We start from the raw sequence: 11580 nt of genomic DNA, 5'->3' as shown, positions 1-11580 counted from the left end.
TGGCCGGGTTTGCGAACCTCACCGTTCTCGTCGAGCTCGGCGTCGAGGTGCATCGCCGGGTACATCCCGTCGCGGTACCAGTCGAGGTGGCCGGAGATCTCGTAGAGGTTGCTCTTGGTGATGTGCGGTGTGTTGACGAACTCGTAGCCCTCGTCGGTGTGACGCTGCCGGGAGTAGTCCTCGAGTTCCTTGCGGATGATGCCGCCCTTGGGGTGGAACACCGGCAGCCCGGAACCGAGCGCTTCAGGGAAGCTGAAGAGGTCGAGTTCGGCACCCAGCCGGCGGTGGTCGCGCTTCTCGGCTTCGGCGAGCAGTTCGAGATAGGCGTCCTGTGCCTCGGTGGACTCCCAGGCGGTGCCGTAGACACGCTGCAGGTCAGCGTTGTCCTGATCGCCGCGCCAATAGGCGGCCGAGCTGCGGGTCAGCTTGAAGGCGGTGATGTATTTGGTGGTCGGCACGTGCGGGCCGCGGCACAGATCGCCCCAGATCTTTTCGCCGGTCCGCGGGTTGAGGTTGTCGTAGGCGGTGAGTTCTCCCCCACCGACCTCCATGACCTCGGGGTCGTCGGCCGAACCCTTGTCGTCGACCAGTTCGAGTTTGTACGGCTCGTCGGCCAGTTCGGCCTTGGCCTGATCCAGCGAGTCGTAGACCCGACGCGAGAAACGCTGACCGGACTTGATGATCTGCTTCATCTTCTTCTCGAGCACCGTCAGGTTCTCTGGAGTGAAGGGCTCCTCGACGTCGAAGTCGTAGTAGAAGCCGTTCTCGATGGGTGGGCCGATGCCCAGCTTGGCCTTCGGGTTCAGGTCCTGCACGGCCTGGGCCAGCACGTGGGCGGCCGAGTGCCGGATGACACTGCGGCCGTCGTCGGTGTTGGCGGCAACAGGTTCGACAACGGTGTCGGAATCGGGAGCCCAGGACAGGTCGCGCAGGGTGCCGTCGGCATCACGCACGACGACGATTGCCTCGGGGCCCTTGTTGGGGTGTCCACTGTCGCGCAGCGCCGCACCCGCGGTGGTCCCAGCCGCCACTGTGATCGTGGCCGATGGACCTGCAACGGGAATTTCTGGCACCTGGACACTCCTTGTCGAATCAAACCCCACCCGGCCGATTCGGGCCGGGTTCCATGTCAATCCATGATCGTAATGCCGACCACGCGACCGGCCCACCTCCGGTGCCGTACCGAAGCGGCAGATTCAGAGAATCGGGCTCTGAAGCCACGACCACTCGATGCCGACCCACCCGGCGGCCAACTCCAGGGCGCCCAGCAACCACAAGGTGCCCACGACGATCGCGAAGGTCAGCAGTGCGAGCAGGGCCTGAACGGACCAGTGCTGCTGCTGGACCCACTCCATCCAGGCGTCGTACTTCCCCTTGGCGAACGTCAGCAAACGGTGCGCCCAAGCGAATTCAGTTGCCAGGATGCCCAGACCGGCGAATACGATCAACCATCCCGGACCCGGATAGGGAATCGCCACGATGCCCAGGGCGAGCACTGCCGTGCCGACGACCCCGACACCGATGCGGTAGATCAGGTTGACCGTGCGACGGTCCCGAATTTCGTTGCGCTTGTTCGAGATCGCATGCCGAATGCCGCCACCTTGCGCTTCCCCGTGATCCACATCGCCTCCACATCGGACCGGTGGTGACAACCTTACGGAATCCATCGATTCCCTATCCGGGGCCGGGCGGGCTCAGCTCCCGGAGCGGCCTCGCGGCACATCCCGGAACGCCAGATTCACGTCGTGGGTGTGTTCACGCGGCATCCCCAGGAGACGTTCGCTGATCGCGTTGCGCGCCATCTCGGTGGTGCCGCCGGCGATGGTGGAGACCTGCCTCATCAGGTTGTCCACAGCGCGTTCGGCCACGGCACCGTCGTCGCTGTCCCAGGCGGCGCCGTTGGCGCCCGTGAGCTCGTAGCCGATGGACGTCGAACGCACTGCGGCGATCCCGGCCATCAACCGGGCCAGGCTCGCCGCCTGGTCGGAGATGGTCCTCTTGGCGATACCTCGCGAAACACGCTGTTGGAGCGCATCTTTCACGACATCGAACATCTTGGCCTCGCCGATCAGGTCGCGGGCGATCGGATCGTCGGCCCGGCCGCAATCGTTGAGCACCTCGATCAGCTCCGGCACCCGCGAACCACCGCGGGCCGAACCCGCCGGCATGGTCGTATACGGCGAATGATGGGCCATCCGCTCGTGGAACATCCAGCCGGTGCCGACCTTCCAGCCGTTGTCGATGTCACCGACCCGATCGCTGTCCGGGACCCGTACGTCGGTCATGTACTCCTGGCAGAACTCCCGCGAACCGTTGAGGAGTTCGATGCGATGCACCTCGATGCCGGGCTGGCGCAGCGGCAGCATGAACACTGTCAGTCCACGGTGCTTGGGTACGTCCCAGTTGGTACGGGCCAGGCACAATGCCCAGTCCGACCACCAGGCGCCGGTGGTCCAGATCTTCGATCCGTTGAGTACCCACTCGTCACCGTCCCGCACCGCGGTGGTGAGGGCTCCGGCCACGTCCGAACCGCCGCTGGGCTCGGACAGGAACTGCATCCAGATCTCCTCACCCTTCAGGATGGCGGGGATGTGCTGCTTCTTCTGCTCTTCGGTGCCGTAGTCGAGCAGCACACCGACGCAAGGCGCAAACGTCGGCGACTGCAGACGGGAAGGATATTCATAGCCGCCGAGCGCATCGTCGAACGCCTTCAGGTGCGCCCGGGTCAAGCCCCGGCCGCCGTACTCGCGCGGGATGCAGATACCGGCGAAGCCGGCGTCGTAGAACATCCGCTGAATCTCGCGTTCGCGAGCGACGAGGGCGACTTCCTCGTCGTCACTGCCCTCGATGCGCATCACACCGATGTGCGCCTTGGGGTCGGACCGTTTCAGGTTGTCCTGGACCCAGGCCCGTGCGCGGGCGCCGAAGGCCTCGACGGATTCGTTGTCGTTGTCGGCGTCGGACTTCGGGACGGTCATACCGTGGCCTCCTGGCGCAGGGCGATATCGGCAAGGCGTTGCCGGTGATCGGCAGGTGTTCCAAAGGTGGATCGATTGGCGCTCGCGCGCCGGCTGTACAGGTGCAGGTCATGTTCGAAGGTGACACCGATTCCACCGTGGATCTGCACGCAGTCCTGCATGAGCTCTTCGCCGTAATGGCCGATGTAAGCCTTTGCGGCACTGACGACTTCGGCAGAGTTCGGCGTATTCGCCGCGACGGCCGAGGCAGCAGCGTCGGCGGCGGAATGACTGGCTTCGAGCCACATCTTCATGTCGGCGAAACGATGCTTGATCTCCTGGTAGGAGGCCAGCGCGCGCCCGAAGGAGTAGCGGTCGAAGGCCCACTCGAGGGTCATGTCGAACGCCGATTGCATCGCGCCCACCGATTCGGCACAGCTGATCACGATCGCCAGTTCGCATCCGCGGGTGACATCGGCATGCGCCTGTCCCGGCTCGCCGACCAGAGCCGAGAGCGGCAGGCGAACGCTGTCGAAATCGACGGCGGCATAGCGACGGGTGAGGTCGACCGATTGCAGGACCTTGACCGTCACGCCATCGGCGGTGCGCGGAACGAGCACCTGCGACAGGCCTTCTCCGGTCCGGCCGACCACCAGTAGATGGTCGGCCGCGGCGGCCGCCTCGACGGGACGTTTGGTCCCGTGGACGACCACATGGTCGCCGTCGATGGTGACCGAGGTGGCCGGGACGGCCACCAGGGACTTGGGGTTCGGCCGGGCCAGCGCCCAGGCCGCGGTCGCGCTGCCCGCCAGGAGTTCTTCGAGCACCGCATCGTGCTCGACGGAACCATGGGCGTTCAGCAGCGCGGCAACGACGTTGTTGGGCAACAGCGGCCCGGGCGCGGCGTGCTTGCCGAACTCGTGCGCCACCAGTGTGAGATCGGCGAGTCCGGATCCACTGATAGAGCCGCCGCCGCGTTCTTCGTCCACCAACAGGCTCGTCCAGCCGAGTTCGGCACCCTTGCGCCAGTAATCCGACGGGTAGCCGACCGGGTCATCACGAAGACGGCGGAGTTCGGCAACCGGCACCTTGGCCGAGAGGAACCGGTCTGTGGTGTCCCGGAAGAACTCTTGATCGTCGGTCAGCTCCAACAACATGGGCGTGAACGTCCTAACCTTGGTCGCACCTGCGAATACATAAATCTCTCTCAGCGAGAATACGATTCTCGCCAGAATTCAATTAGTAGCCTCTCGGGGCCTGCCGAGGCAAGCGGAAGCACCCTCGCTCCACCCCGCACGTAGCATTTGGCGATGAGCTTTCAGGGATTCCCCGAGGCCGCGCTGGACTTCTACGACGACTTGGAGCAGGACAATTCCAAAGCCTTCTGGGAAGCACATAAAGACACGTACCGACGTGCCGTCGCGGACCCGATGAACCAGTTCGTCGACGCACTGGGCGACGAGTTCGGTCAGCCCAAGGTGTTCCGCCCCTATCGCGACGTTCGATTCGCCAAGGACAAGACCCCGTACAAGACACATCAAGGAGTGTTTGTCGCCGTCGGACCGGCCACCGGCTACTACCTCCAGATCGGCGCGCCCGGCGTGAAGGTCGCCGTCGGCTTCTACGACGCCACTGCCGAACGACTCGCGAACCTGCGTGCCGCGATCGACAGCGACATCCACGGGCCTGAACTCGAGCACCTGGTCGACTCCATGCGATCGGACGGCTGGGAGATCGGCGGCAGCGTCCTCAAGACCGCACCCCGCGGGTGGGACAAGGACCATCCCCGAATTGCGCTGCTGCGCCACAAAACCCTCACCGCGTCACGGGACTACGGATTCGAAGAGTTCATCCACAGGCCGGAACTCGTCGATCGCGTTCGGGCCGACTGGAGGTCGGGCGCACAACTCGTCGAGTGGGCCTTGCGCCACGGATGATCCGGACGCCACCCTCCAAAATATTGCGACAGTCTCACAACTATCATCTCAATATCGACAGGATCGCTCGGCTCTGAATATTCCCCCCCGGCTAGATAGCGGTTAACCCGCAATATTCCCTGCAGAGAGTCTCTCGAAAAGACCTCCTGAAACTCGGTGTTTCGATACGGCTCTCTCAATAGTTTTGCGATAGTCTTGCCGGCATGCAATCAGGTACGACCACGGCGAGCCCCGGCATGTTGCTGGGATACGCCCGCGAAGGCGCCGGGCGCCGCAGCCTCGAGTCCCAGATCGACGAGCTGACCGATGGGGGTGTCGAGCCGAACCGGATATACAGCGACAACATCGCCGACCTCACGACCGCACGCCCGGGCCTCGCCGCCCTGCTCGACTACGCGAGAGCCGGCGACACCACCGTTGTGGTCGGTATCGACCGGCTCGGGCGCACCATCGGCGAGGTGTTCGTCACCGCGAGGGAACTCTCCCGACGCCACATCGGTATCCGCTCACTCGACGAAGGTATGGACTCGACCGAGACGGCCGGCGGGATGATCGTCGGTGTGCTCGCCTCACTCGCCGAATTGGACGACGAGAACCGGTCGGTGAGGCAGTCGAGGACCGCTCATCCCCGTCCGGAAAGCATGACGGTCGGTCGACCGCGCGCACTGGACGACGACCAGGTGGCGCTGGCAGAACGCATGCGCGCCCGGGGCGACTCTGTCCCCACGATCGCCACCAGGCTGGGGGTCAGCCGAGCAACGCTCTATCGATCCCTGGCAGAGAGGCGGTCGGTGCGGTGACAACCATCGAACCCGACCTCCCCGAACTCGACATCGTCACGCAATACGGCGTCGCCACCCGTCTACCGACCTCGTTTCCACTCATCGATCCGGAACTGGACGACGCGCTCGACCCCGATCTGTTCCAGCACGGTTTCGACGACGCGCTCACCCGACTGGAATCGATGCCGGCACCCTGGGCACTCCATTTTGCGACGCTGACGATGGCAGCCGAACCTGATCTGACGGCAGCCGATCCGGCAAGGGCCGAACCGAGCTATACCCGCGGATACCGGGCGGCGCTGTACGGGTATCTACGACATGGACATCGACAATCACCACGTTGAAACGCCCGCGCCGTTCCGGCACCCGCGATCCCTCGCGTGGCGGCCCAGAACTGTGCGCCCGGCTCGCGGCCGCAATGTCAGGTGCTCCAAAGGTGTCCACGACAGCAAGACGAGCTGCGCCGCGGACGAGTCGGCCGCTTCAGGCCCCATTGACCGAACGCACTGCCGGGGCCGCCACATTCTGGGGACAATGTCGGCGTGAACACACTGATCCGAACCGCCCTACGTGTCCTGGCCGTCATGGTTGTCGCGGTGCTGGGGTCGGCCACAGCCGGTGCTGCGCCAACGCCACCGGGCACCGCGTCCGGTCCGGCGTGTTCGTGGCAGTTCATGACCGATTCCCAGGTTCGCAATGTGGCGTTCCCGGATGTCAACGCCACGTACTGGGTGATGCCATACGTCCTCGGACCCGGCGATTCGCTGACGCTGTCCGGGCAGTATCCCCGCGCCAGGTACTTCTCCCTGAACACCTACGGAACCAACCTCGACACGATCGATGTGTTACGAGACGACCAGATCAGGCCCGATCCCGGTAGCTCGAATCCGTATGTCCCCAATGAAACCTCGTTGCCGGGACGGAGTTGGCGGGCGACTGTTGTCAGCGGTGAGGCCGACCGTTCGCACAACGAGATCAGCGGCCTGCCCGCAGCCGGTGCGCAGCGGATTCCGTCGGGCTTCATCATCATCCGCGTCTATGTGCCCGACGATCCGAGCTCTCCCAACGGGGGCGTGGCCCTGCCGACCGTGACGATGCACCTCGGGGGCACCACGGTCCCGCTGAACCCCTGCGCGCAACCGTCCGACTCCGGAAGCGACTCCGCTCCGGGCGCGGGCATCCTGACCCGGTTGTTCGAGACCGCCGCGACCGACGCATTCCCGCCCGGGACTCCGGAGGCCACCTTCGCCAACCCGGCAACAACAACCGGGCTCTTCGCAAACGGCGACAACAAGTACATCGCCGCCGGGCTGACGTACCGCCCGGGGCGGGTTGCGGTGATCCGGGGAAAGGCTCCGTCGTTCCCGGACACACGCATCGGAGTTCCGGCCGGTGAACCAGGCAAGTCGCTGCGATACTGGTCGATGTGCCAGAACGACCGAGTGTCGCCCTACCCGGTGGTCGCCTGCGCTGCCGACTACCAGACCAGCCTCGACGCCGACGGCTACTACACCTACGTGATCGCCCCGCCGTCGGACCTTGCCTCGCTGTCCGACCCGACGGTGACCCTCATCCCGTGGGGCGACACCGGGGTACCGGACAAGGTCTTGATCATGCGGCACATGCTGCCGTCGGACGCGTTCTACCCGTACTCGGTGCAAGCATCACAGGCGAGTGGTGGCGACCCCTCCGCGACGATGGGCGAGTACTTTCCGCGCGCGACCTACTGCGGGGTGAGCGAGCTGGAGAATCAGGGCTGGCAACGTTGTTACGACTACGGAAAATGACAACGAGCCCGCACTGGCGGGCCCGCAGGACAAATGATGGTGGTCCCGGCTGGGATCGAACCAGCGACCTTCCCGGTGTGAACGGGACGCTCTTCCACTGAGCCACGGGACCAGATTGTCTCGACCGGAATCCTTCGATCGCGACCGGACGACATTAACACGATCACCCCGGCGTCACCCAAATCGGCCCTGCGAACCCCAACTCCCCCACCGGCATCACCCGAAACGCGGACTCGCAACCCCATTTCGCCGCGAATATCGCGCTGACCAGACGATTTGTGACTTTGTGGGCCCGTCCGATAATGTTCTCATCGTTGCCAGAACGGAACGCCCCGAGCGGGAGTTTCCGAGACTGGGAATGAAATGCGGATGTGGCGCAGCTGGTAGCGCATCACCTTGCCAAGGTGAGGGTCGCGGGTTCGAATCCCGTCATCCGCTCGGAGATAGTTTTCACTGTGGCGGTGTGGCCGAGTGGTGAGGCAACGGCCTGCAAAGCCGTGCACACGGGTTCGATTCCCGTCGCCGCCTCCACGAAGTTAAGGCTTACAACTCAACAAGATCCCGCGCGATTAGCTCAGCGGGAGAGCGCTTCCCTGACACGGAAGAGGTCACAGGTTCAATCCCTGTATCGCGCACCATGGTTCGAAAGGAACAACCCGGCTCAGGCTGGGTTTTTTCCATGTCCGGGTCGGTCTACAAGTTTCAGGAAGCGCAATGAACGACACTCACGATCGCGACGCCCTTCGCTACACGCTCGACTGGGTCAGCAACAACAGCTACCCCCTCAGCGGCAGCCAGATCCTGATCGGACTCCTTCCGATCACACGTGAGTTCAGCGATCTGCCCCAGCGCGAGCAAGCGCTTCACGACGCGGCCCGGCGTCTGAGCACCGATGCCGCGGTCCTGGTCTGATCGAGACCCCGCCGAACAACTTCCCACCACCGAGCCGCACACGCGGCTCGGTTTTTTTGTGCATCGATCGACCGAATTCACTTGACTGACACTCAACCTAGTGTTTGAGTGATAGTCAAATGAAATCAACACGCACCTACATCCAGTCCGGCCGCGCCGAGAGCAAAGTTGCCACGCGGACCCGAATCGTCGCTGCCGCAAAAGACCTGTTCCTGGAGAAGTCCTTCGAGGATGTGACGCTCGCTGCGATCGCCAAGGCGTCCGGTGTCTCGCACCAGACCGTGCTCAATCACTTCGAATCCAAGACCGGTGTGGTTCTCGGGGTCGCCGAACTGTTGACGGAGCAGACCACCGGTGCCCGCAACCAGGCGAAGCCCGGTGACATCGACGGTGCCATCGCGGCGCTGATCGGAGAGTACGAGGCGATGGGTGATGCCAACGTTCGCTGGGCGATGTCCGCGGACCGCTTTCCGGACCTGGCCGACGCGATGGACACCGCCCGGGCACTTCACCAGCAGTGGCTGGCAACGATATTCGGCGCCGACCTGCCCTCCGACGACGCAGCTCGGGAGCAGATGGTGCATGCGCTGCACGCCGCGACCGACGTCTACGTCTGGAAACTGCTGCGACGAGATCTTCGGCTCAGCCGTGCCGATACCGAGAAGACCATGACCGACCTCGTGGCCGGTGTACTGAAAGGACCCAGGACATGAAGGCTCAGACGTATCTGTTCGCGCTCGTGGACGGCGGTGGCACGGTGCCACCGGAACTCGGCACGGCCCGGCGGTTACTCGAACGCGGCCATCGTGTCACCGTGCTCGCCGAGGACTCGATGGAATCGGATGTCCTGGCGACCGGCGCCGCGTTCATCCGATGGACCGCCGCACCCAACCGCCCCTCCAGGCGGCCCGAGGACGATCCGTACCGCGACTGGGAGTGCTCCAATCCCCTGGCATTGTTCGCCCGCCTCCTGGACCGTCAATTGATCGGCCCGGCGCCGGGCTACGCGCAGGACATGGCCGCCGCCATCGACACGGTGGAACCGGATCTCGCGGTGTGCTCGTTCTTCGCGATCGGAGCGATGGTGGCGGCACAGGCGCGGGAGGTCCCGTTCGATGTGTTCTTCCCGAACACCTATCTCCTGCCGGCCGACGGGATGCCGCCGATCGGCCTGGGATTGAAACCGGCGCACAGCTCCCTGACCAGAATGCGTGATCGCGTCGTCCGATCGGTGACCGGCCGGCAGTGGAACAAAGGTGTCCCGCAGTTGAACTCGCTGCGCAGCTCGTACGGCCTGCCAACCGTCCGCGACCTCTTCGATCAGGTGAAGCTCGCACGCAAGCACCTGGTCCTCACCTCAGCCGGGTTCGACTTCCCGGCGCGATTGCCGGAGAACGTCCGGTATGTGGGGGCGGTCCTCGACGATCCGGCATGGTCCACCGGAACCGCCTGGACGCCTCCCCCAGGTGACGCGCCTCTGGTCCTCGTGGCCCTGTCAACGACCTTTCAGGATCAGGTGGACTGTCTGCAGCGGGTCATCGATGCGCTCGCGCAGATGCGGGTGCGGGGCTACGTGACCACCGGACCCGCCGTGGATCCCGCAGAGCTCGACGCACCCGACAACATCACCGTGGTGGCGGCCGCGCCACATTCGCAGGTCCTGCCACACGCTCGCGCGGTCATCACCCACGCCGGCCACGGAACCGTTGTCCGGGCGCTGGCCGCGGGTGTTCCGATCCTGAGCCTGCCCCACGGACGAGACCAGGCCGACAACGCCGTCCGCATCAGCACCAGGAGTGCCGGAATCACCTTGTCCCGCACGGCAACACCCCGCAAGATCGCCGCGGCCACCCAGCGCCTCCTCGATGACCCCGGCTACGGGGCGGCGGCCGCCGAACTCGGAGCGATCATCAACCGAGATGCCGCGGCCGGCGACCTCGTCTCCGAACTGGAGGCGATCGACGTCGTCGAGACCAACCGCTCCGGGGCGCGACGTGATGAACTGAAGGTATGTCCGAGACCGCTGCGGCACAGATCCTGACCGCACTCGAATCAGACGCCGACGAACTCGCGTCCGTGGCGGCGGTGACATTCCCGCTCGCGTGCCCGCCGGAGCTCACCATCGCCGACATCAACCAGTTCGTGGCCGACAACCTCACCGCTGATCATTTCCGGGCGTTCATCGCCGATCCCACACATCACGTGTTCAAAGCGGTGGACCCGGAGACGTCGTCGATCGCCGGCTACGCGCTGGTGATCGACGAAGAGCCCACCGATCCCGATGTACTCGCCGCGATCACCACCCGCCCGCTGACCATGGTCTCGAAGATGTATGTGCTGCCAGGCCATCACGGCCGGCACGCCTCGACGGAACTGATGTCCGCGGCACTGGGACATGCAGCTGCGGCCGGTAGCGAACTGGTCTGGCTCGGCGTCAATCAGAAGAACCTGCGTGCGCAGCGCTTCTACCGGAAGATGGGCTTTGAAGTCGTGGGTCACAAGACCTTTCAGGTCAACGGCGCCATCTGCAACGACTTCATCTTCGCGCGCACACCCACGGGCGAGGCGACCTGACGCGACACCATCCGAGTGTTCAGGGCCGTTCTCCGCGGGCCGCCTTCTCGACAATCGAGGTGATGCGCTTGCTCTTGGTCTCGGGCCGTTTGGCCATCGCGATCTGCGTCAGCGCGAACTTCCGCACGCTGGGCGGGAACCCGTCCCAGTTGTGGCGCGCGACCGGATCGGCGTCGAGCGCGGAGGCCAGTTCCGCCGACTCGATGAGCGCCTCGGCGTCGTCGAGAATGTTCCACAGCCCTCGGGCGACGGCATCGTCGATCACGGCCTGGCCCGGCGGCCGCATCCGGCCCTCCGCGATGAGATCGGCGACCCGCGCCTTGTTCGAAGCCGCCCACACGCTGGTGCGTCCCCTGCGGGTGAACCACATTCCACGACGACTGTCGTCGATGCCGCGGGTGTGGCCGTCGATCCACCCCCAGCAGAGGGCCTCCCGGACGGCCCCGTCGTAGTCGAGGGGCGTCTCACCGGACTCCTTGCGCCAGAACACAAGCCACACACCCGATGAGCTGTTGTGGTTCGCCGCGAGCCACCTGCTCCACTCATCCAGATCGGTGGGATGCAGGCGAGGCGCGTCGGGGTCAGCCATCACACCAGCCTACGGCCGAGACGATCGAACCCGGATCGACGC

Annotated in this window: 12 protein-coding genes, 4 tRNA genes and 1 pseudogene; 11 read left to right on the top strand and 6 right to left on the bottom strand. The window is 64.8% G+C overall.

The window, feature by feature from the left end; genetic code table 11:
• The 4 genes and pseudogenes from thrS to VIQ49_RS08775 all read right to left on the bottom strand — a co-directional run.
• Positions 1-1073: pseudogene (gene thrS, locus VIQ49_RS08790) on the bottom strand (threonine--tRNA ligase); the annotation flags it as partial.
• Between the two features lie 123 nt (positions 1074-1196).
• Complete coding sequence (locus VIQ49_RS08785) at positions 1197-1622, bottom strand: TIGR02611 family protein (RefSeq protein WP_331883294.1); 426 nt, start codon at positions 1620-1622, stop codon at positions 1197-1199.
• A gap of 72 nt (positions 1623-1694) precedes the next feature.
• Entirely contained in the window at positions 1695-2978 is a 1284-nt protein-coding gene (locus VIQ49_RS08780) for an acyl-CoA dehydrogenase family protein (RefSeq protein ID WP_331883291.1), read from the bottom strand.
• On the bottom strand, positions 2975-4114 hold the full coding sequence (locus VIQ49_RS08775; protein ID WP_331883288.1) for an acyl-CoA dehydrogenase family protein: 1140 nt from the start codon (positions 4112-4114) through the stop codon (positions 2975-2977). The genes VIQ49_RS08780 and VIQ49_RS08775 overlap by 4 nt, the downstream gene beginning before the upstream one ends.
• A gap of 153 nt (positions 4115-4267) precedes the next feature.
• On the opposite strand from VIQ49_RS08775, the gene VIQ49_RS08770 reads away from it, so the two are divergent.
• The 4 genes from VIQ49_RS08770 to VIQ49_RS08755 all read left to right on the top strand — a co-directional run bounded on the left by VIQ49_RS08770 (position 4268) and on the right by VIQ49_RS08755 (position 7463).
• Positions 4268-4894 carry a DUF2461 domain-containing protein gene (locus tag VIQ49_RS08770; protein WP_331883285.1) on the top strand — a complete coding sequence of 209 codons (627 nt, stop codon included), beginning with the start codon at positions 4268-4270 and terminating at the stop codon, positions 4892-4894.
• Between the two features lie 236 nt (positions 4895-5130).
• Positions 5131-5694: a recombinase family protein gene (locus VIQ49_RS08765; protein ID WP_331883314.1), complete on the top strand. Its 564-nt coding sequence runs from the start codon at positions 5131-5133 to the stop codon at positions 5692-5694.
• Positions 5691-6020, top strand: a complete 330-nt coding sequence (locus VIQ49_RS08760) for a hypothetical protein (RefSeq protein WP_331883282.1) — start codon at positions 5691-5693, stop codon at positions 6018-6020. The genes VIQ49_RS08765 and VIQ49_RS08760 overlap by 4 nt, the downstream gene beginning before the upstream one ends.
• Before the next feature lie 240 nt (positions 6021-6260).
• Positions 6261-7463, top strand: a complete 1203-nt coding sequence (locus VIQ49_RS08755) for a hypothetical protein (protein WP_331883311.1) — start codon at positions 6261-6263, stop codon at positions 7461-7463.
• Between the two features lie 37 nt (positions 7464-7500).
• Here VIQ49_RS08755 and VIQ49_RS08750 read toward each other — a convergent pair.
• A tRNA-Val gene (locus VIQ49_RS08750) sits at positions 7501-7575 on the bottom strand.
• A gap of 253 nt (positions 7576-7828) precedes the next feature.
• Here VIQ49_RS08750 and VIQ49_RS08745 point away from each other — a divergent pair.
• The 7 genes from VIQ49_RS08745 (at position 7829) to VIQ49_RS08715 (ending at position 10949) form a co-directional block, all read left to right on the top strand.
• Positions 7829-7901, top strand: a tRNA-Gly gene (locus VIQ49_RS08745).
• Positions 7902-7920: 19 nt separating this feature from the next.
• A tRNA-Cys gene (locus tag VIQ49_RS08740) sits at positions 7921-7994 on the top strand.
• 32 nt (positions 7995-8026) lie between these two features.
• Positions 8027-8101, top strand: a tRNA-Val gene (locus tag VIQ49_RS08735).
• A 76-nt stretch (positions 8102-8177) separates the two neighbouring features.
• The gene (locus VIQ49_RS08730) at positions 8178-8375 is read left to right on the top strand and encodes a hypothetical protein (RefSeq protein WP_331883280.1); all 198 of its coding nucleotides are present in this window, start codon (positions 8178-8180) and stop codon (positions 8373-8375) included.
• Positions 8376-8494: 119 nt separating this feature from the next.
• Positions 8495-9088 (top strand): TetR/AcrR family transcriptional regulator, encoded by a 594-nt coding sequence (locus tag VIQ49_RS08725; RefSeq protein WP_331883278.1) that lies wholly within the window; start codon positions 8495-8497, stop codon positions 9086-9088.
• Positions 9085-10416 carry a glycosyltransferase gene (locus VIQ49_RS08720; protein WP_331883276.1) on the top strand — a complete coding sequence of 444 codons (1332 nt, stop codon included), beginning with the start codon at positions 9085-9087 and terminating at the stop codon, positions 10414-10416. The genes VIQ49_RS08725 and VIQ49_RS08720 overlap by 4 nt, the downstream gene beginning before the upstream one ends.
• Complete coding sequence (locus VIQ49_RS08715) at positions 10386-10949, top strand: GNAT family N-acetyltransferase (RefSeq protein ID WP_331883274.1); 564 nt, start codon at positions 10386-10388, stop codon at positions 10947-10949. Before VIQ49_RS08720 ends, VIQ49_RS08715 begins: the two co-directional genes overlap by 31 nt.
• A 19-nt stretch (positions 10950-10968) precedes the next feature.
• On the opposite strand, the gene VIQ49_RS08710 is transcribed toward VIQ49_RS08715, so the two are convergent.
• Entirely contained in the window at positions 10969-11538 is a 570-nt protein-coding gene (locus tag VIQ49_RS08710) for a YdeI/OmpD-associated family protein (RefSeq protein WP_331883272.1), read from the bottom strand.
• Between the last annotated feature and the right edge of the window lie 42 nt (positions 11539-11580).

The organism is Williamsia sp. (genome assembly GCF_036566845.1).
GTDB lineage: Bacteria > Actinomycetota > Actinomycetes > Mycobacteriales > Mycobacteriaceae > Williamsia.
Note: the sequence above shows the minus strand (reverse complement) of the source record. Positions and strands in the feature narration are given on the sequence as shown.

What these genes read in the sequence shown, in the direction of transcription:
- VIQ49_RS08780 (WP_331883291.1), bottom strand. Translation starts at nt 2,978, where the DNA reads ATGACCGTCCCGAAGTCCGACGCCGACAACGACAACGAATCCGTCGAG.
- VIQ49_RS08775 (WP_331883288.1), bottom strand. Translation starts at nt 4,114, where the DNA reads ATGTTGTTGGAGCTGACCGACGATCAAGAGTTCTTCCGGGACACCACA.
- VIQ49_RS08770 (WP_331883285.1), top strand. Translation starts at nt 4,268, where the DNA reads ATGAGCTTTCAGGGATTCCCCGAGGCCGCGCTGGACTTCTACGACGAC.
- VIQ49_RS08765 (WP_331883314.1), top strand. Translation starts at nt 5,131, where the DNA reads ATGTTGCTGGGATACGCCCGCGAAGGCGCCGGGCGCCGCAGCCTCGAG.
- VIQ49_RS08755 (WP_331883311.1), top strand. Translation starts at nt 6,261, where the DNA reads ATGGTTGTCGCGGTGCTGGGGTCGGCCACAGCCGGTGCTGCGCCAACG.
- VIQ49_RS08730 (WP_331883280.1), top strand. Translation starts at nt 8,178, where the DNA reads ATGAACGACACTCACGATCGCGACGCCCTTCGCTACACGCTCGACTGG.
- VIQ49_RS08725 (WP_331883278.1), top strand. Translation starts at nt 8,495, where the DNA reads ATGAAATCAACACGCACCTACATCCAGTCCGGCCGCGCCGAGAGCAAA.
- VIQ49_RS08720 (WP_331883276.1), top strand. Translation starts at nt 9,085, where the DNA reads ATGAAGGCTCAGACGTATCTGTTCGCGCTCGTGGACGGCGGTGGCACG.
- VIQ49_RS08715 (WP_331883274.1), top strand. Translation starts at nt 10,386, where the DNA reads ATGTCCGAGACCGCTGCGGCACAGATCCTGACCGCACTCGAATCAGAC.
- VIQ49_RS08710 (WP_331883272.1), bottom strand. Translation starts at nt 11,538, where the DNA reads ATGGCTGACCCCGACGCGCCTCGCCTGCATCCCACCGATCTGGATGAG.